The 19,152-nt window shown below is 47.2% G+C and carries 13 protein-coding genes; 9 read left to right on the plus strand and 4 right to left on the minus strand.

Annotated features, from left to right (window positions below; genetic code table 11):
• The first annotated feature begins 24 nt into the window (after positions 1 to 24).
• The 6 genes from EXG77_RS02820 to rlmD all read left to right on the plus strand — a co-directional run bounded on the left by EXG77_RS02820 (position 25) and on the right by rlmD (position 7,159).
• Positions 25 to 1,269 carry an Nramp family divalent metal transporter gene (locus EXG77_RS02820; protein WP_074668410.1) on the plus strand — a complete coding sequence of 415 codons (1,245 nt, stop codon included), beginning with the start codon at positions 25 to 27 and terminating at the stop codon, positions 1,267 to 1,269.
• Positions 1,270 to 1,468: 199 nt separating this feature from the next.
• Complete coding sequence (gatC, locus tag EXG77_RS02825) at positions 1,469 to 1,759, plus strand: Asp-tRNA(Asn)/Glu-tRNA(Gln) amidotransferase subunit GatC (RefSeq protein WP_023469336.1); 291 nt, start codon at positions 1,469 to 1,471, stop codon at positions 1,757 to 1,759.
• 15 nt (positions 1,760 to 1,774) lie between these two features.
• Positions 1,775 to 3,217 (plus strand): Asp-tRNA(Asn)/Glu-tRNA(Gln) amidotransferase subunit GatA, encoded by a 1,443-nt coding sequence (gatA, locus tag EXG77_RS02830; RefSeq protein WP_023469335.1) that lies wholly within the window; start codon positions 1,775 to 1,777, stop codon positions 3,215 to 3,217.
• 14 nt (positions 3,218 to 3,231) lie between these two features.
• Positions 3,232 to 4,665, plus strand: a complete 1,434-nt coding sequence (gene gatB / locus EXG77_RS02835) for an Asp-tRNA(Asn)/Glu-tRNA(Gln) amidotransferase subunit GatB (protein ID WP_035396151.1) — start codon at positions 3,232 to 3,234, stop codon at positions 4,663 to 4,665.
• Between the two features lie 147 nt (positions 4,666 to 4,812).
• Complete coding sequence (locus EXG77_RS02840; RefSeq protein WP_023469333.1) at positions 4,813 to 5,775, plus strand: diacylglycerol kinase; 963 nt, start codon at positions 4,813 to 4,815, stop codon at positions 5,773 to 5,775.
• A 25-nt stretch (positions 5,776 to 5,800) separates the two neighbouring features.
• A complete protein-coding gene (gene rlmD, locus EXG77_RS02845) occupies positions 5,801 to 7,159 on the plus strand; it encodes a 23S rRNA (uracil(1939)-C(5))-methyltransferase RlmD (RefSeq protein ID WP_035396153.1) in 1,359 nt (452 codons plus the stop codon).
• 48 nt (positions 7,160 to 7,207) lie between these two features.
• Here the strand turns inward: rlmD and EXG77_RS02850 are convergent, their stop codons facing one another.
• From EXG77_RS02850 to EXG77_RS02860, 3 genes are all read right to left on the minus strand, one after another.
• Entirely contained in the window at positions 7,208 to 9,349 is a 2,142-nt protein-coding gene (locus tag EXG77_RS02850) for a bifunctional glycosyltransferase family 2 protein/CDP-glycerol:glycerophosphate glycerophosphotransferase (RefSeq protein WP_081637358.1), read from the minus strand.
• A gap of 101 nt (positions 9,350 to 9,450) precedes the next feature.
• Positions 9,451 to 10,587 carry a helix-turn-helix domain-containing protein gene (locus EXG77_RS02855; protein ID WP_235147598.1) on the minus strand — a complete coding sequence of 379 codons (1,137 nt, stop codon included), beginning with the start codon at positions 10,585 to 10,587 and terminating at the stop codon, positions 9,451 to 9,453.
• 142 nt (positions 10,588 to 10,729) lie between these two features.
• Positions 10,730 to 13,003 carry a methyl-accepting chemotaxis protein gene (locus EXG77_RS02860; protein WP_035396155.1) on the minus strand — a complete coding sequence of 758 codons (2,274 nt, stop codon included), beginning with the start codon at positions 13,001 to 13,003 and terminating at the stop codon, positions 10,730 to 10,732.
• Between the two features lie 173 nt (positions 13,004 to 13,176).
• Here EXG77_RS02860 and EXG77_RS02865 point away from each other — a divergent pair, with 173 nt between their 5' ends.
• Both EXG77_RS02865 and EXG77_RS02870 read left to right on the plus strand, forming a co-directional pair.
• Positions 13,177 to 13,599 carry a CBS domain-containing protein gene (locus tag EXG77_RS02865; RefSeq protein WP_023469329.1) on the plus strand — a complete coding sequence of 141 codons (423 nt, stop codon included), beginning with the start codon at positions 13,177 to 13,179 and terminating at the stop codon, positions 13,597 to 13,599.
• A 136-nt stretch (positions 13,600 to 13,735) separates the two neighbouring features.
• Entirely contained in the window at positions 13,736 to 16,522 is a 2,787-nt protein-coding gene (locus EXG77_RS02870; protein WP_035396158.1) for a bifunctional diguanylate cyclase/phosphodiesterase, read from the plus strand.
• 104 nt (positions 16,523 to 16,626) lie between these two features.
• Here the strand turns inward: EXG77_RS02870 and EXG77_RS02875 are convergent, their stop codons facing one another.
• Positions 16,627 to 18,333: a M3 family oligoendopeptidase gene (locus EXG77_RS02875; RefSeq protein ID WP_035396159.1), complete on the minus strand. Its 1,707-nt coding sequence runs from the start codon at positions 18,331 to 18,333 to the stop codon at positions 16,627 to 16,629.
• 175 nt (positions 18,334 to 18,508) lie between these two features.
• On the opposite strand from EXG77_RS02875, the gene EXG77_RS02880 reads away from it, so the two are divergent.
• Positions 18,509 to 19,012: a PTS glucose transporter subunit IIA gene (locus tag EXG77_RS02880; RefSeq protein WP_035396161.1), complete on the plus strand. Its 504-nt coding sequence runs from the start codon at positions 18,509 to 18,511 to the stop codon at positions 19,010 to 19,012.
• Positions 19,013 to 19,152: the final 140 nt, after the last annotated feature.

The raw sequence follows: 19,152 nt of genomic DNA on the forward strand, positions 1-19,152 counted from the left end.
GCTCTTGTGCAAAATGAGCGTATAATGAAAACAAAAAGTGAGGTGAACGAGATGGCGACACAGCCACTTACACAAGATTTACCAAGAAAACGGACATATCTCGGACCGGCGTTCGTTGCTGCCGTCGCGTATCTCGATCCGGGAAACTTCGCGACGAACATGACGGCAGGCGCCCAGTACGGATATTTGTTGCTCTGGGTCATCGTTGCCTCGAACTTGATGGCGGTCGTCATTCAGTTCCTGTCAGCCAAGCTTGGAATCGTCAGCAATCTCAGTTTAGCGGAAGTAATCCGGGAGGAGTTATCGCCGGTCACGCGCTTCTTCTACTGGGTACAAGCGGAGCTCGTCGCGATGGCAACCGATCTCGCAGAGTTCGTCGGGGCCGCACTCGGATTTCATTTACTGTTTGCAATCGATTTACGGATGGCAGCATTATTGACGGCAGTCTTGTCGTTCGTCATCCTCGGCTTCGAGCAGAAGGGACTCCGGCATTTCGAAGCTGTCATCGCCGTACTCGTCTTAATCATCGCCGCTGCTTTTGCGATTGAAGTATTTGAAGTTCATCCGGTCTTTCGTGATCTATCGGCAGGATTGTTACCGGGATTTGAAGGTACGTCGAGCATCGTCCTCGCTGCCGGGATGCTCGGAGCGACCGTCATGCCGCATGCGATCTATCTCCATTCCGATTTAACGAAACGCCGGATGGGACACGTTGCGAATAAATTGTCGATGTTACGGATTCAGCGTTTCGACATTTGGGGAGCGATGTTGATTGCTGGAGCGGTCAACGGAGCGATGCTCGTCATCGCCGCCAGTGTGTTTTACGGCACGACGTATCAAGCGGGTTCGCTTGAAGCGATCTACGAGGGACTTCATGTCACGCTCGGTGGTAGCGCACCGTATCTGTTTGCGATTGCTTTACTTGTCTCGGGTCTCGCTTCTTCAAGCGTCGGGACGATGTCAGGGGACGCGATCATGCGCGGCTTTCTTCATCTTCAACTGCCACTGTTCGTTCGCCGGACCGTGACGATGTTGCCGGCAATTTTGTTGCTGTTCTCCGGTTTTGATCCGACACGAGCACTTGTCCTTAGTCAGGTCGCCTTATCGTTCGGGATTCCGTTCGCCTTGATTCCCTTGATTCGGGCGACAGCGAGTGAACAGTACATGGGGGAACATCGGAACAGTCGGTTCATGAACACGTTGGCCTGGATCATCGTCTCGATCGTCATCGTCTTTAATGTCTATCTGCTCTTCGATGTATTAGTATGAATATTCAGTATTTTTGTTTCGTCTGATTTAAAGCGGGTATTTCATAACTAGAAGCTTTCCGCCCGGAAGCTTTGCTACCCCTATAGGACGATGGTGCGGACCTCCCCCCGATGCACCATCGTCTTTTTTGTCTGGACGAAAAGTGCTATGATTAGAAATAGTGTAAAATATATCGCAAAAGTTCCGGAGGTGGAATGACATGGCAAAGATTAATGAGGAGCAAGTCCGCCACGTGGCGCATTTGGCACGCCTTGCCGTGACAGATGAAGAAGTAGCACAATTCACAGGACAACTCGAGAAGATTCTTGGGTTCGCTGAACAATTAAATGAACTCGATACGACAGGCGTCGAACCGACGACTCATGTCCTCGATTTAAAGAACGTCCTACGTAAGGACGAAGTACGTCCATCACTTCCTCGTACGGAAGTAGAACGACTCGCACCCGATTGGGAAGACGGACAAGTCCGCGTCCCAGCGGTGTTCGAATAAGGAGGAAATGACCCGATGTCACTTTTTGAACATGGTGTCAAAACACTACACACACTCATTCAGGATGGCGAAGTCAAAGTTTCTGAACTCGTCCAAGAATCCTTTGATCAAATCGACCGCGTCGATGGAAAAATCGGTGCGTTTCTTTCATTGAACGAAGAAGCATTCGAGCAAGCAAAACGAATGGATGATGTCGCGAAACACGAAGCGAATCCATTGTTTGGTCTTCCAATCGGTGTCAAGGATAACATCGTCACAAAAGGGATGACGACGACATGTGGTTCGAAATTCCTCGAGAACTTCGTACCAGCGCATGACGCGACGGTCGTCGAGCGTCTGCATGAAGCAGGGGCGGTCACGATCGGGAAATTGAACATGGATGAGTTCGCGATGGGTTCTTCAAACGAGAACTCAGCGTACAAACCGGTTCGCAATCCATGGAATACGAAACACGTTCCAGGTGGTTCTTCAGGTGGTTCAGCAGCAGCTGTCGCAGCAGGCGAAGTCTTGTTCAGCCTTGGTTCGGATACAGGTGGTTCGATTCGTCAACCGGCTGCCTATTGTGGTGTCGTCGGGTTGAAACCGACATACGGTCTCGTCTCACGCTTCGGTCTTGTGGCGTTCGCGTCGTCGCTTGACCAAATCGGTCCGTTGACACGAACAGTCGAAGACAACGCGTATCTCTTGAGCGCGATCGCAGGACACTGTGAGATGGATTCGACGTCTGCGAATGTCGCCGCAACAGATTACACACAAGCGTTGACAGGTGATATCAAAGGGTTGAAGATCGCTGTTCCGAAAGAATACTTCGGTGAGGGTGTCAGTGAAGGTGTCAAAGCTAACATCCGTGAAGCAATCCAAAAACTCGAAGCACTCGGTGCGACGGTTGATGAAGTATCACTTCCGAACTCGAAATATGCGCTTGCGACTTACTACTTACTCGCTTCATCCGAAGCATCATCGAACCTCGCGCGCTTTGACGGTATTCGTTATGGAGTTCGTGCGGAAGCGGACGCACTTGAAGATGTCTTCAAGTATTCTCGCTCACAAGGATTCGGAGACGAAGTCAAACGCCGGATCATGCTCGGAACGTATGCGCTCAGCTCAGGTTACTACGATGCCTACTATAAAAAAGCACAACAAGCTCGAACGTTGATCAAAAAGGACTTCGACGATGTCCTCGCGAACTATGACGTCATCATCGGACCAACAGCGCCGACACCAGCATTCGAACTCGGTGCACAACTCGATGATCCCGTCACGATGTATGCGAATGACATTCTGACGATTCCAATCAACTTAGCAGGTGTCCCAGCCATCTCGGTTCCAGCTGGATTCGTCGACGGTCTTCCGGTCGGCTTACAAATCATTGGAAAACATTTCGATGAGGCGACGATCTACCGCGCTGCGCATGCGTTTGAGCTTGCGACAGGTGGATTCGCGCTTCCGAAGTTATAAGGAGCGAATGTATCATGAACTTTGAAACGATCATCGGGATCGAAGTCCACGCCGAGCTGAGCACGAACACGAAGATGTTCTGTGGTTGTGCGCGGGAATACGGCGCGGAGACGAACACGAAAACGTGTCCGATTTGTCTTGGACATCCGGGCGTCTTGCCGAAAATCAACGAAAAAGCCGTTGAGCTCGCTGTGCGTGCAGCTATGGCACTCAACTGCCAAGTGGCCGATCAAACGAAATTCGACCGGAAGAACTATTTCTATCCAGATACGCCAAAAGCGTATCAAATCTCACAGTTCGATCAACCGATCGGCTTCGATGGCTACATTGATGCGGAAGTCGATGGCGAAACGAAACGTTTCCGAATCGAACGTGTCCATCTGGAAGAAGATGCTGGTAAGATGAACCACACGGGTGCGAATCACTCAGTCGTCGACTTCAACCGGACAGGTGCACCGCTCATCGAAATCGTCAGTGAAGCGGACATGCGTTCACCGAAAGATGCAGTCGCCTACCTCGAACGTCTTAAGGAAGTCTTGCAATATGCAGGCGTCTCAGACGTCAAGATGGAAGAAGGATCACTTCGTTGTGACTGTAACATCTCCGTTCGCCCATACGGACAAGAAAAGTTCGGTACGAAAACAGAACTTAAAAACTTGAACTCATTCGGAAACGTCTTAAAAGGTCTTGAGTTCGAAGAAGATCGTCACCGCAAACTATTGCTTGCGGGTGGTGTAATGCGCCAAGAAACACTCCGTTTCGATGAGACAAAAAAACAAACCGTCCTCATGCGTGTCAAAGAAGGGGCGTCGGATTACCGTTACTTCCCAGAGCCTGATCTCGTCAAGCTCGTGCTGGATCACGATTGGAAAGAAGCGATCCGTGCCGGTATTCCGGAACTTCCAGATGCACGTCGCGTGCGTTACCAAGAAGAACTTGGTCTTTCAGCGTATGATGCGAAACAACTGACGGTCACACGTGAGATGGCAGAGTACTTCGAAGCGACTCTCGCAGCAGGCGCAGAACCAAAAGCAGCAGCCAACTGGACGATCGGTGAGATCCAAGGTCATTTGAATAAATCGACGGAAACGTTTGAAACAGTCAAGATGACACCAGCTCGTCTGGCAGAGATGATCGACTTGATCGCAAGCGGCACGATTTCTTCGAAAATCGCCAAACAAGTCTTCACGGCCGTTATCGAAGAAGGTGTCGAGCCACGTGCATACGTCGAAGCAAACGGTCTTGCACAAATTTCAGACGAAGGATTGCTACGTGGTCTGATCGTCGAGATGTTCGAAGCGAACCCAGCCGTCGTCGAGGAATTACTCGGTGGACGTGACCGGAAGAAAGGCTTCGTCATCGGTCAAATCATGAAGAAAACAAAAGGAATGGCGAACCCTGCCCTCCTGGATCAACTCTTCTATGAAGAGCTTGAAAAATTAAAATAAGTAGCTGATCGAACAGCGTCCGTTCCTCCTTTACTTCTGCGAGGAAACGGACGCTGTCTTTTTTGGCTTTGTAATGTCTCGAGAGTTCATGTAAAATAAAACAGTTATGTATCAAATGAACGGTTGAGTCAAAAAGGAGAAAATCTTATGAGACCTAGAGCGCGCGTGATTTATAACCCGACTTCCGGGAAAGAGATGGTTAAACGAAATTTACCGTATATCCTCGACCGACTCGAAGCAGCGGGTTATGAGACATCTGTCTACTCGACGAAAGCGGTCGGCGATGCGACGTATGAAGCAGCACGAGCATGCGAAGCAGACTTTGATCTCGTCGTCGCAGCAGGCGGCGATGGTACGTTGAACGAAGTGATCAGCGGAATGGCTGCCTACAACAAACGTCCGAAGCTTGGTGTATTACCTGTTGGAACGACGAATGATTTTGGTCGGGCGATGCGTATTCCATTGACGATCGAAGGGGCGATGGATGTCATTTGTACGGGACATACGATGCCGGTCGATATCGGTAAGATTGAAGGATCGGCAGGCGTCCATTACTTCATCAACATCGCTGGTGGTGGCATCATGACAGAACTGTCGTACGAAGTGCCTTCGAAGCTGAAGACGGCACTCGGACAGCTCGCGTACTACGTCAAAGGGATGGAGAAACTTCCACAAATCCGACCGACATATGTCGAACTGGAGCATGAAAAGGGTATATTCAAAGGAGAAGTCATGCTGTTCTTGACATCGAACACGAACTCCGTCGGTGGGTTCGAGAAGCTGTCACCGAACGCGTCACTCAATGATGGTCGGTTCGATCTCTTCATTCTCAAGAAATGTAACCTCGTCGAACTGATTCGTGTCATGCGTCTTGCCTTAAAAGGGGATCATTTCTCGGACCCTTGCATCGAGCATGTCACGACCTCATTCGTCCGCATGAAGAATACATCAGAGATGAGTTTGAACATCGATGGTGAGTTTGGCGGCATTTGCGAAGGCGAGATGACGAATCTTCGCTCTCATTTCGAAGTCATGACACCAAAGTTCCGGATCGAAGAGATGGAACAAATCAATACACAACTACAAGAAGCAGAAACGAACCTCGCGTGAAGCGAGGTTTTTAAGGAGGATATTCATGATTCCAGTACAAAAGAACGATGAACACGTCGTCGAGATCGTCGACCTGACACATGAAGGATCAGGGGTCGCGCGCATCGATGGCTATACGGTCTTCATCCCGGGCGCATTGCCGACGGAGCAGGTCAAGATCAAGATCACGAAAACGACGAAGTCTTACGGGTTCGGTCGTATCATCCGTCAAAAGACGAAGAGTGTCGATCGTGTCGAGCCACCTTGTCCGGTTTACAACCAGTGTGGCGGTTGCCAATTGCAACACTTGTCATACGATGCAGAACTCAAGTTCAAGCACAACCGTGTCCGTGACGCTTTCGCGCGCCTAGCAGGTCTTGAAATTCCCGTCCACGAGACGATCGGGATGGAAGATCCTTGGGGTTACCGCAACAAAGCACAAGTACCGGTCGCCTTCCAATCGAACAAATTGATGGCTGGCTTCTATCAAAAACGGAGTCACCGGATCATCGATATGGACTACTGCTTGATCCAAAACAAAGAAAACGACGAAGCCGTCCAAGCGGTTCGTAAAGTCCTCGCTGATTTGAAAGTCCCAGCGTACGACGAGAAGAAAAAAGCAGGTGTCATCCGTCATATCATGGCACGTCATGGGTATCACACGAACGAGTTGATGGTCGTGCTCGTCACGAAGGTCAAACAATTGCGTGGGATCGATAAGATCGTTGAAGGCATCTTAAAGGCGTTACCAAACGTCACGTCGATCCAGCACAACATCAACCCGGATGATACGAACGTCATTCTCGGGAAAAAGAACGTCGTCTTATATGGACCGTCCGTCATCCGCGATCAAATCGCTGGATTGACGTATGAGATCTCACCGCATTCGTTCTTCCAAGTCAATCCGCTGCAAACAGAGAAACTCTACGCGAAAGCGCTCGAGTACGCTCAGTTGACAGGCGATGAGACTGTCGTCGATGCTTACTGTGGGATCGGTTCGATTTCCTTGTCACTCGCTAAACAAGCGAAGCACGTCTACGGTATCGAAATCGTACCGCAAGCAATCGATGATGCACGCCGGAACGCACAAGCGAACGGCATCGAGAACGTGACGTTCGAGTACGGTGCAGCCGAGAAGGTCATGCCGGATCTCGTTAAAGCCGGTATCCAACCGGACGTCATCGTCGTCGACCCACCCCGTAAAGGCTGTGACGAAGAGTTCTTACGTGCTGCTGCAGATGTCGCACCGAAGCGGATCGTCTACGTCTCTTGTAACGCGTCGACACAAGCGCGTGACGCGAAGTTGTTGACAGAACTCGGGTATACACTCGTCGAAGTGACACCGGTCGATATGTTCCCGCATACGACACACGTCGAAAGCGTTGCCTTGTTCGTCCGTAACTAAATTAAAAGTGCCTCTTTCCAGTTAAGGAAGGAGGCACTTTTTGATTTATCATTCCGTTTCTGTTGATTCGTCCTCGACCGTCGATTGTGCTGTACTTGGGAACAATTCAGCAAGAACGCGTTCACTCGCCGTACCATCATCTAAGCTACAGAACCGTTCGAGGAAGCGATCGTATTTTTCTTGGTAAGCGACGGACTTCGTATCGATTTGTTCGATATAATCGATGACTTGATCTGTTTCCTTCAGAAGTGGTCCAGGGACGACTTCTTCGAAATCGAAGTAGAATCCGCGCAACGTTGAAGCATACTTCTCTAGATCGTACGTAAAGAAGATCATTGGACGTTGCAAGTGTGCATAGTCGAAGAACACAGATGAGTAGTCCGTGATCAGGATGTCACTAATCAGATAGAGTTCTGCGATATCACCGTATGAAGAGACATCGTAAGCGAATCCTTCGTGTCCACTGATATCCATGTTTTGAGCAATCAAGTAGTGCATCCGTAAAAGGACGACGTACTCGTCACCGAGGCGTGCTTGCATCTCATTTAAATTCAATTGCAAGTCGAATCGGTATTTTCCTCGCGCGATGAACTCATCATCTCGCCATGTCGGTGCATAAAGGACGATCTTTTTATCAGCCGGAATATTTAAGCGTGTTTTGATTTCACTGATGAGACCCGCTTGATTATCGGCATATAAGAGATCGTTACGAGGATAGCCCGTTTCAAGCATCGTATTTTGGAACCCGAATGCGCTCTTGAAGATTTCGCTCGAGTACGCGTTTGGCGAAATCAGATAGTTCCATTCTTGCGCTTGGTTATAGAAATTCTTTTTATAGCGAATCGCATTCGTTCCAGCCATATGCACATCTTCCATATCAAGACCGAGTCGTTTTAATGGCGTACCGTGCCATGTTTGAAGATAGATAGTTTCTTCGCGTTTTTTCAAGCTGAGCGGCTGACGCGTGTTGAAAATCCAGTATTTCGCACGAGCCATGTATTGATAGTACGTAAAGCTGTTTCGAAGTATCCAATTCGGACATGCTTCCTTCACTTCATCAGAAGGTTCTTGAGCGAAAATCCAAACAAGTTCTAGTTCCGGATGTTTTTCTTTTAGGTGAAGGTAAAGTGCCTTCGGATTGTCAGAGTAACTCCGCCCTAAGAAACTTTCGAATAAGACGAGATTGTCTTTGATCGGCATCTTCTGGAATAGTCGATATAGCATAAGACCGTTTTTAATTTTTTTACGACGCGCCGTACGTAAGGAACGTTTTGTTTTGACAGCAGTAATGTACAGCTTGAACATCGCGTACGATCCCGTTGACCAAGCTTGTAGATATTTACTCTTTGATGGCATCCGCTTTAAGTCGTAAGCGACATGGTTGAAGACTTCTGCTTGTTGAGTATTAGATGAACTCCGTTCGAGTAATGTACGTCCACGTTTTGAAATGAACCGTTTATACCACGTATTTAAGAATTTTTGGACTTCTTCATCTTTTGTCTCTGCTGATAATATGCCATAAATTCGAGAAATATCTGAGAGTGTCGTAATGTCACGTAGTTGGAAGAGCGATTGACCATCCAGTGGTGTACTTCTTGAATTCCGTCCGTACACGATGTAGTTGACGGAAGTAATGTTCGTTAACTGCGAAATGACAGTATGGGCGATGAGCGTATCCGCAAACCATGTCGTTTCGAAGCTAGGCAATGTCTGAAGCAATTCTTTTTTGATCATCCATCCATGGATCGTCGTCAAGTGACGCGAATTAAACTTCGTGCGCGAGTAAAAGAAGTAACGATCGTCATCGATCGGCATCAGCCATTTCTTCTTATTATAGACAGGGGAGATCTTACCGATGATGACTTCCCCACGAGACTTCTCGTATGCCTTGATATATGTGTAAAGCGCACGGGGAGCAAGAATATCATCACTATCTAAAAAGATGACATAGTCTCCTGAAGCAGCTTGAACTCCATTACGTCGAGCCGCATACACACCTTGATGTGATTGTTCGATGATGGTACACGTTGGATATAGTGCACGAATATCATCGACATAAGAACTTGGTCCATCAAAGACAACGACGATTTCTACAGGAATCGAAACGTGTTGGTCGAGAACGGATTGAATCGCAGCTTTTGCTTGAGATTCGGTTTGATAGACTGGAATGATCACACTAATTGAATTCATGTTGACTCTCCTTTTGATGAAAGAATCGAAAAAGATTCGATTCGGCAAAATTGTATTCTGTTGAATAGGATATCACAAATCTGAAAAAGGTAGCAGTGTTCCTAAAAATCTGTCTTTTGTCTGTAATGAGTAGGCGTCTCGCCCGTGATTTGTTTAAAGGCCTGACTGAAATGACTTTGACTTGAAAAGTGCAGTCGGTTTGAAATCGTCAATAGCGAGTCGTCAGATGAACGTAGCAATCTTTTCGCTTCGCGAATCCGTTCACGAATGACGTAACGAGCCAGCGGTAAACCCGTTTCATCTTTAAATAAAACGGATAAATAGTTGGAGGATACGTGAATCGCCTGACTGATGGACGAGACCGATAAAGGATCATAGAGATGCTGCTGAATGTATCGAATGGCAGCTAAGACGTGTGGCGAATGACGCAACGCTTGTATTTCTTTGACGGCTTCCGCAAAAGATACCGTGATCCGAACGTGACGATTTCGCAATTCTGCAATACTCGTCGCAGCTTCGATCGTCTCAATCATCCGATCACTGAGCGAAAAGGCTTCGTCTGGTTCGAGTCCCCCACGAATAGCGGCACGTGCGCTTAGAAGAACCGTTCCTAGAAGTAGATTCTTTTCTGCTCGGAGTGGTTGATGACGTGCGAGTGTTCCGAACTCACCGTATGCGGGAAGAGAATAGGTCGTCGCCAACCGTTCGCTCTGTCCGGATGAGATCCAGTCGATGATTTGTTGCTCGCGTTGCCAAGCTTTTCGATAGGCGGTCACACCTGTGTGCGAAGGGGCTTCAGACACTAAAGGAATTTCCTCTTCCTGTATATCTGAAACATGATCGATGTCACGAGAGGACAATCCTTCACCATGTAGAAGGCGATAGAGCAAATGGGCACAGTCGATCAGACGATTTTCCGTCGTTCGGGGTAGAACTTTATAAAATTGATGATAGGTCTCATCTTGAATATGAGCCCGAAAAAGTGCTGACTGTAAGAGAACGGGACCGATCCGGTACATGCCTTGGTCAGGAACGTCTACGAACAGATAAGCCGTTCCGTCTTTTAAGGTATGAAGTAGAGGGCGATGATTTTTTAAAGTAGGCCACGTATCTTCAATCAATAGATTAGCCGGATGCTTGGGTGCGGAAGGACGTAACTCGATTGAGACATGCTCTTGATCTTGATAGGAAATAAAAAAACCAGTCATCCCAAACAAATGTTCCGCGATTTGTGTCAAGTCTGAGGGGCTTAAGGGATTCATGAAGCGACTCCTTTCGAATGATGCATCGATTGTATCTAGTGTATGTGCTCGGCAATCGATAGTCGAGTAGGGAATGAAAAAATCCGAAGTCTTTCTTCAAGACTCCGGATCGATAGGCTTATGGATTCGTAGGAGACGGAGAGGACTCAGGTGTTGGATCCTCCTCGTGCCCCGTCTCGACTTCAAGATCATTCGTTTCGATATCGTGCTCCGTCAATTCTGTGCTTGCGACTTCCGCGTAGGCATCGTCAGCAGAATGGCTTGTGTCGGGTTCTGATGAAAGGACGTCTTCTTGTTCTTCGACCGAATGTTCGTCAGATACGGTTTCGTCTAACTGGAATTCCAATGTGAGCGCATGGAGATCACCTGCGATGTGAGCGAGGTGAGCCGCTGCCGTCGTCACGGATTCAAGTGTTGCGTTCGTTTCTTGAATACTTGCAGCGCTTGTCTCAAGACCTGCTGCATTCTCTTCCGTTAAAGCAAGAATGGTTCCCATGGCATCGGATACTTCTTCCGTAGCAAGCGTCAGCGCCTCGATGTCACCAGTCAATACTTCTGTTCGATTCGAGACATGATGTACGGATCCTGCGATGCGCTCGAAGTCATCGCCTGTCGTTTTGACAGACTCAAGAGACAGCTTCAAATCACTCATGACATGGTGCATCGCACTCATGGCAGTATGTGTTTCTTGTTGAATATTATCGAGGAGCTGTTTGATTTGTTTAGCGGATTCGTCGCTCTCCTCGGCCAGTTTTCTTACCTCACTCGCGACGACAGCAAATCCACGTCCTTGTTCACCGACACGTGCGGCTTCGATTGCTGCGTTGAGGGCGAGTAAATTCGTCTGACTCGAGATGGCTTGCAGCGTTCCAAGAATCTTTCCGATCTCATCAGAACGTTTGCCTAAGAAATCAGAAGTGTTCTCGATTTCTTTTTCCAATGAGTCCGAATGGCTCAATAGATCAGAAATCGTCTGTTTCGTCACGTCACTTCCTCGTGTCGCAGCGGAAGCGACGGAAGCGACTTCAGAAAGTGTCGTGGACGCGACCTGTTGCATTGCTGTAGAACGTTCCTTGACACCGTATACAGCATGGGAAGAACGTTCGGCTTGTTTCGTTTGAGTTTCACCAGCAGCAGCGATTTCTTCCATTGTCTGTCCGATATGACGTGAAGCCTTTTGTACATGAGTCGCATTGTTTGAGAGCTCTTCTGACGCATCGCGAACGGTCGTAGCGGATGTAGTCATCGCTAGAATCGTTTGTCGCAGGCGCGCGCGCATCGCGTCGAAGTTTGCACTGAGGTCTGTTAATTCATCCCGGATGAATCGTTTAGGACGATGCTGTGTTCGCAAATCACCTGATGCGATTGCTAATGCTTCACGACGGAGCATCGACAGCGGGCGATTGATCGAACGCCCGATCAACCAAGCGATCAATGTCGCGAGGGCGATCGCAACGACGAAATTGATCAATGACTGATTGAGCATGGCTTCTTTAGGCGCATACAAGGAAGCGTAATCCAGTACGACGGCTAGTTTGAATCCTGTTTTCGAAGAAGTTTGCCAAATGACGACCGATTTTTTTCCGGCGACGTCCATGATCTTCGTACCGGATTCTTGCTCTAACATGGACTTTGGAGCAGAGAAATATGCTTTTCCGTCTTCACGTAGTTGATTGATTTTTTTGAAGAAATAATTTCGGTTCGGGTGCGTGACGACCTTACCGTCTTGTGTGTAGCTGAAAACAAATCCTTTTTGTCCGATTTCAATCCGTTTCATATCTTCAGCAAGACGATTGATGCTTTTATAAACAGACAATACACCTTTGATGTTCGCTTGAGCATCTAGTGTCGCCTTAGAGAAACCGATGATGGATAATTTCGTCGCGCTATCATAGTAAGGCTCGCTCATGGCGACAGTGCTTGAATTCTCCAGCGCTTGTTTATACCAAATCTCTTTTCGAGGATCGTATCCAGGTGCGACGTCTTGTTTTGGCCAGTTAAGATAGCCGCCTTTCGTATCAGCGTATTGGATAAATGAATTTTCGATTTTTGAGGAGCCATATTTCTCAAGGACATTATAGATATCTGTTGCTTTTTGAGAAGGAGCCTCCGAAGCATCGGGTTGTTTGGTTGTATCTATGTAGTTCGGTAGAGTACCGTCTTCACGGTTGGAAGGGAGTCCGGCAAGGAGTGTTGTATCTTTTTTAGTATCATCGATGATGCGGGAAAACGATTGTTCGAGTTGCTTTAAAGCAGTTTGGGATGTCGAGTCGACCAGTTGATCGACAGTTCGGCTTGTTTGGTCATACGAAAACCAAGTGGAAACACCGAGAGTAAGAGCAGGCAACAAAATAAGCCCGATGAACAAACGACGGGTGATCGGGAGGCGCATGATGAATTCTCCTATCCTAAATAGTCTTTAAAATCTGTCTATTCTGACTATCGGAAGGGTACGGATAAATATGAAGGAATTATGTAGAGATTTTCATCATTTGAGAAATGAATCCAGTGAGGCTTCGTGATAAAATGAAGAAGGTGTCACAGAGTGGCTAGGGAGGAACAGAAATGAACATTGCTTTTTTCTTACTACCAAAAGATGAGGTGAAATATTTAGATCCTGAATCGACGGTCAGACAGGCATTAGAAAAGATGAAACATCATCGATTTACGTCCGTTCCGCTCGTCGATAATAAAGGTAAATACGCAGGGACATTAACGGAAGGGGATGTCTTGTGGGCGCTCGAGGCTAATCTAGAGCATGCAGACTACGATCACGTCTTGCAAACACGGTTAACGGATATTAAACAACGTGTTCGTTATAAACCAGTCTCGATTACTGCGCAAATGGAAGAGATGATTGAGGTCATCACGGACCAAAACTTCGTTCCTGTCATCGATGATGGAAAGCACTTTATCGGAATCATTCGTCGTCGGGATATCATCGATTATTTCGCGAAAAAAGTAGCGCGCGAAAATGTCAGTTACTAAAAAATATAAAACTAGTAAAGAAAGCACTTATTTTCACGAAATGTGAGAAGAAGTGCTTTTTATTGACTTAAATCGACTTCAACATACAGCAAAAAGAGACGATATAGAAGCATAATGACATTTTAGGGAGGACGATGTGTTGCGACGTTTATCACCAGTCTTCATCGAAGAAGCTTTTCGAAGACGATCCTACTATAAAACGTTCTCGTGGATGATTGCAGTCATCGGTCTACTTGCGATTATCGTTGCGTTACACCAATTGAACAAAACACTCGAAGAAGGAAAACGTTTCGAAGAGGCGGCAAAAGCGATTGACATCGTGATCCCAGCAAATCATGCAACTCAAGATTTAACGTCTTATTATCTTGCTTCCTTAGAGAAACAGGTTGAGGAACCACAAGTAACAAAACAAGCAGAGACCTCTCTCTTCCACTTATATGAACAGCTAAAGGAAGAGCAAGCGATTGGCCCAGCACGTAAAGAGTTGTTGGAGGAACTCACGAAATTAGAGCGTCAAGGATACGAGTCCAATCATCGCTTTTTCACAGCCTCTACGAATTTTAAAAGTGAAGTGATTTTTAATCAACTCGTCTTAAGTAAAGAGACTGGTTCATACTACGATGTGTTCTCGCATCTTATCATGATGGAAGAGCAACTTGGAAAATCGGCACAGATTCTACGAGAAGCACGTCGGGACAACGAAATCAGTTCGATTGATCGATTACGCATCCAACAAATGCGGATCGACTTGCCCATTCGACAACAATCGCTCATGAATGCCTTGTATGAGGTAGTTTCGTTACAAGACGACACAGGGCGCCAAGAAATTGCAAACATGAGAAGTCAGATGCGAAATTACACAGAAACGCTAGATGAACTGTTGAGTACATCAAACGATCAAAACTATGCGAAACTAGCTAATCAGTCTAAACAATATGAAACAAGCATGTACCAGATATATGATCAAAAGTTAAAACAGGTACAACAAGAAATGCAGCACCGAGGATCGCAGATCATTCAAAATGCTTGGCTGCTATTTGCAACAATCATTCTTGTCATTGCGGCATTATTAATATTGAATTGGTTATTATTACGTGCTTTTCGAAAAGATATTTCCTTACTACAAAGCGAAGCGAATACGTTTGCTGAGGATCGACGGCAATCTGGGTATCATGTACACGAAAGAAATGACTTCAAGCCAGTCGTTCAAGCCTTCCGGACGATGACAGCAATCATAGCTGGATTACTCGATCATAGTGATGCGAATACAAAAGAGATTAAGCAGAAGAAAGCCGAAATCGAATCTCTCTTTTCTCAAAATACAGATCCAATTCTTGCTTTATCGTCGGACTATACGATTTTAAATGGAAATGATCGTTTTCGACAGTTAACGCATGCCACTTCGGGTTGGACGATTGAAGAATTGGTGCATCCAGCTGATTTGAATCGAATGCGACGAGCACTTCAACAAGCCATCGAAGGGAACAGTCAGACGATTCGCTGTAAAATGTTATTTGACGAAGATATTTTAAATATGTTCGTCAACATCATTCACGTTCCGAACAAAGAGGATGAAACAGGTGTTGCCTTATATCTCTCTTGTCATGATGAGACAGATCAGTTTCGGCGAGAAGAACGCATTACACAACTTGCGCTTTTTGATATGTTGACGGGGTTACTGAATCGAAATGGATTTGAACAAAAGATGCAGGATGCACTGAGAGCACCACAAACAGGCGAGCTCGTCACTATCAGCATTCGTCAATTCCGCCGAATCAATGATATTTACGGTCATAGGGCAGGAGATCAGATTTTAAAGGATCTCGCGAATCGACTGAAGCATCATTTCATCGGAACGGGACAAGCAGCACGTATTGGTGGAGATGAATTCGCTGTATTAGTCGCGCAACAGGATATCGTTGATTACGAGAAATTAAAGCAAGTCATCGAACATGTTTATGAAATTAACGGAGAATTCGTGAACGTCAGCATCAGTATGAGTATGGTCCGCTATCCGGACGATGCAGTAGCTGTCACTTCGTTATTATCCTCTGTCGATATCGCGATGCAGCATGCGAAACAACAGACAGAAGGTGGACCGGTCTGGTTCGAACCATGGATGAGTGCGGAATATCTGGAATCGGTCGTATTGGAAGGGGAGTTACGGGATGCGATTGAAAAGAACGAGTTACAATTGTTCTACCAACCGCAAATCAACCTTGCGACACGGCAGGTGGACGGTTGTGAGGCGCTCTTGCGCTGGTTCCATCCAGAACGTGGCATGATCAGTCCAGCAGTCTTCATTCCAATTGCCGAGCGATCGATGCTCATCGAAGAAATTGGGATGTGGGTCGTCGCTGAAACGGTTCGCCAAGTAGAGGCGTGGAAAGAAACGGAGCTCGGATCGCTTCGCGTCTCAGCGAACTTATCCGTAAAAGAGCTCGTCTCTGGTCGGATTGTGGATTACCTGACGGGCGTCCGAGAAATTCATCCTGGAATTGAAGACCGGATGGAACTCGAAATCACGGAATCTTTCGGTGTCTTTTCGGACGGACGTGTCTTTGAGGCGCTTCAGACGTTACACCAAATGGGTTATCGTCTGGCGATCGATGACTTTGGTACTGGTTATTCGTCTTTGTCCTACTTGAGTCGATTGCCTATTCAGCGACTGAAAATCGATCGCTCGTTCATCAGCGGTCCGGATGCCTGTTCGAACGCACCGCTCATCGAGACGATCATTAAACTGGCGCATACATTGAAATATGATGTTGTCGCCGAAGGCATCGAGGAACTGGAGCAGGCGAATCATCTGCAACAGCTGGATTGCGAGTATGCACAAGGTTTTTATTATTCAAGACCAATCCCGGCAGACGAGTTCCGCGTTTGGTACGGAAAGTATCATGAAACGCTTTTATCTGAATGAATCATTAGTTACAATTTAAAGATTGAGATCTCTTAAAATAGAAAAGGTGAGTTTCCGTCCGGAAACTCACCTTTTTCATTGGATAAATTGAGGAAAACGAATAATTAGACGCGATCGAGTACGAGGTCGTCTGCTTGTTCGAGATACGCTTTGACCGGTGCGACTGCTGCCTCAACCGTACCTGGTGCGAACGGAGACTTCAATCCAGCACGTTCGACGAGCGTAAGGAAGCTTTCCGAGCCGCCGGCACGACAGAGGTCGAGATACGACTTCCAAGCCGCTTCCCGGTCTTGTTCCATCCAAGCATAGAACTGGAAGGCACAAACTTGAGCGAGCGTGTAATCGATATAGTAGAACGGACTGCCGAAGACGTGTCCTTGTTGATGCCACCATGCACCTGAATCGAGATAATCGTTCGCTTCGTAATCACGATGCGGCAGGTATTTCTTCTCAATCGTCCGCCATGCTTCGCGACGCTCAGCTGGTGTCAATTCCGGTTGGTTGTAGATGACGTGTTGGAACTCGTCAATCGCAACGCCGTACGGAAGGAATGTGACGCTTCCTGCGAGGTGATTGAACTTGTATTTCGCTGTCTCTTCACCGAAGAACTCTTCCATCCACGGATAAGCGAAGAATTCCATCGACATCGAGTGAATCTCACACGCTTCATACGTTGGGAAAGCACTCTCTGGAGCTGTCAGGTGACGGCTCTCATAGACTTGGAAGGCGTGTCCGACTTCGTGCGTCAGGACATCGATGTCGCCTGCCGTTCCATTGAAGTTCGAGAAGATGAACGGGAGTTTTTCGTCTGCGATGTAGGTACAATACCCACCGCCGGCTTTCCCAGGTTTCGCCGTTAAATCGAGTGCTTCCCGGTCGAGCATGTAGTTGAAGAACTCGTTCGTCTCCGGTGACATCTCTGCATACATCTTTTTGCCGCCTTCGATGATGAACGACTCTTCGCCTTTCGGTGTCGCATTACCAGACTTGAAGGCAAATCCTTCATCGTAGTAATACAACTGATCGACGCCGATCCGTCGTTGCTGGCGTTCTTTGAGTTGTGTCGCGAGCGGAACAATCGTTTCACGGATTTGTTCGCGGTACTGTTCGACCATCGATTGGTTATAATCGACGCGGAGCATCCGTGCGTATCCGAGCTCGACGAACGATGGGAAACCGAGTGTCTTCGCGATCTCGGTCCGGATGCGAACGAGTTTGTCGTAGATCGTATCGATTGCTTCGCCTTGTTCTTTTAAATAGCCGTAGCGTGCCTCTGAAGCTGCTTTACGGACATCACGATCAGGTGATTGAAGATAGGGGCCGAACTGTGATAAGTTGAGCGTCTTGCCATCGAACTCGATTTGAGCAGAAGACATCAGTTTCGTATATTCACTCGAGAGACGGTTCTCTTCTTGGAGTTTCGGAATGATCTCTTCTGAGAACGTCTTCAGGCTCGCTTCAGCAATCAGGAATAACTGTTTGCCTTGCGTCTGTTCGAGTTCACTGCGGAGTGGATGCGTCGTCAACGCTTGATAATAGCTTGAGACATATCCTTGATAGATCGCACTCGCTTCATCAAAGAATCCTTGTTCCGTCTCATAGAACGTATCGCGTGTATCGATCGTGTGGCGGATCTCGACGAGCTGGCTTGCCGTTTCAAATTGATTTCTGAGGGTATTAATCTCAGTGATGGCTGCGTTTGCTTCATCTACCTGTGTGGCTTCCGTCAGTCGAGCGATCGCTTGATTCATGGATGTTTCAAGCAAGGCAAGGTCAGGACGGACATATGTAATTTCTGAAAATGGTAACATGTAAGCGCCTCCTTATGATTTCTAACTATTATCACACAAAAATACTTGCAAAACCAGAGGGACAAACGTATGCTTTTTGTGAGAACGTGAGCGAGCTGTCTGACAGCTTACTCCTATAAAAAATCGAAACTTCCATTCGGAAGAAAAACGATCGAGAAAGTAGAGGGATAGTATCATGGGATTCTTAAAAAAATTGTTTGGTGGTAACGACGCAGGAAACGCGAAAATCGCTTCTGCACTTACAGGTAAAATCGTCAACATCGAGAACGTACCCGATCAAGTTTTCTCTCAAAAAATGATGGGCGACGGTGTCGCGATCGAGCCAACTGAAGGTAAAGTCGTCTCGCCGATCAACGCAACGGTTGAAACGATCTTCCCAACAAAACATGCAATCGGTCTAAAAGGTGAAGATGGTCTTGAACTGTTGATCCACGTTGGTCTTGATACAGTTAACCTTAAAGGTGAAGGCTTCACGGCTCACGTCCAGTCAGGTGACAAAGTCAAAGCAGGAGACGTCCTCGTCGAGTTCGACCTTGACTACATCCGTGCGAACGCACCATCGACGATCACACCGATCATCGTGACGAACCACGATCAATTCACGCTTTCAGCTGTACCAGCGGAAGGAACTTCTGTTGTCGCAGGCGATACAGAGCTCTTCAAAGCAACACACAAATAAGATACGATACGCCTCCATTCCTTGCGGATGGGGGCTTTTTTGTCGTCTCCTCCCGTGTCTTACCGTTTTGTAAGAGAAGTGAAAGCAAAGTCCATTTTGAGAAAAGCAGGGAAGGGCTAGACTGAGTGTAACGAATCAAA

The sequence above is a fragment of the Exiguobacterium sp. OS-77 genome (assembly GCF_000414195.2).
In the GTDB taxonomy this organism is placed as follows: Bacteria; Bacillota; Bacilli; order Exiguobacteriales; family Exiguobacteriaceae; genus Exiguobacterium_A; species Exiguobacterium_A indicum.

What these genes read in the sequence shown, in the direction of transcription:
- EXG77_RS02820 (WP_074668410.1), top strand. Translation starts at nt 25, where the DNA reads ATGAAAACAAAAAGTGAGGTGAACGAGATGGCGACACAGCCACTTACA.
- gatC (WP_023469336.1), top strand. Translation starts at nt 1,469, where the DNA reads ATGGCAAAGATTAATGAGGAGCAAGTCCGCCACGTGGCGCATTTGGCA.
- gatA (WP_023469335.1), top strand. Translation starts at nt 1,775, where the DNA reads ATGTCACTTTTTGAACATGGTGTCAAAACACTACACACACTCATTCAG.
- gatB (WP_035396151.1), top strand. Translation starts at nt 3,232, where the DNA reads ATGAACTTTGAAACGATCATCGGGATCGAAGTCCACGCCGAGCTGAGC.
- EXG77_RS02840 (WP_023469333.1), top strand. Translation starts at nt 4,813, where the DNA reads ATGAGACCTAGAGCGCGCGTGATTTATAACCCGACTTCCGGGAAAGAG.
- rlmD (WP_035396153.1), top strand. Translation starts at nt 5,801, where the DNA reads ATGATTCCAGTACAAAAGAACGATGAACACGTCGTCGAGATCGTCGAC.
- EXG77_RS02850 (WP_081637358.1), bottom strand. Translation starts at nt 9,349, where the DNA reads ATGAATTCAATTAGTGTGATCATTCCAGTCTATCAAACCGAATCTCAA.
- EXG77_RS02860 (WP_035396155.1), bottom strand. Translation starts at nt 13,003, where the DNA reads ATGCGCCTCCCGATCACCCGTCGTTTGTTCATCGGGCTTATTTTGTTG.
- EXG77_RS02865 (WP_023469329.1), top strand. Translation starts at nt 13,177, where the DNA reads ATGAACATTGCTTTTTTCTTACTACCAAAAGATGAGGTGAAATATTTA.
- EXG77_RS02875 (WP_035396159.1), bottom strand. Translation starts at nt 18,333, where the DNA reads ATGTTACCATTTTCAGAAATTACATATGTCCGTCCTGACCTTGCCTTG.
- EXG77_RS02880 (WP_035396161.1), top strand. Translation starts at nt 18,509, where the DNA reads ATGGGATTCTTAAAAAAATTGTTTGGTGGTAACGACGCAGGAAACGCG.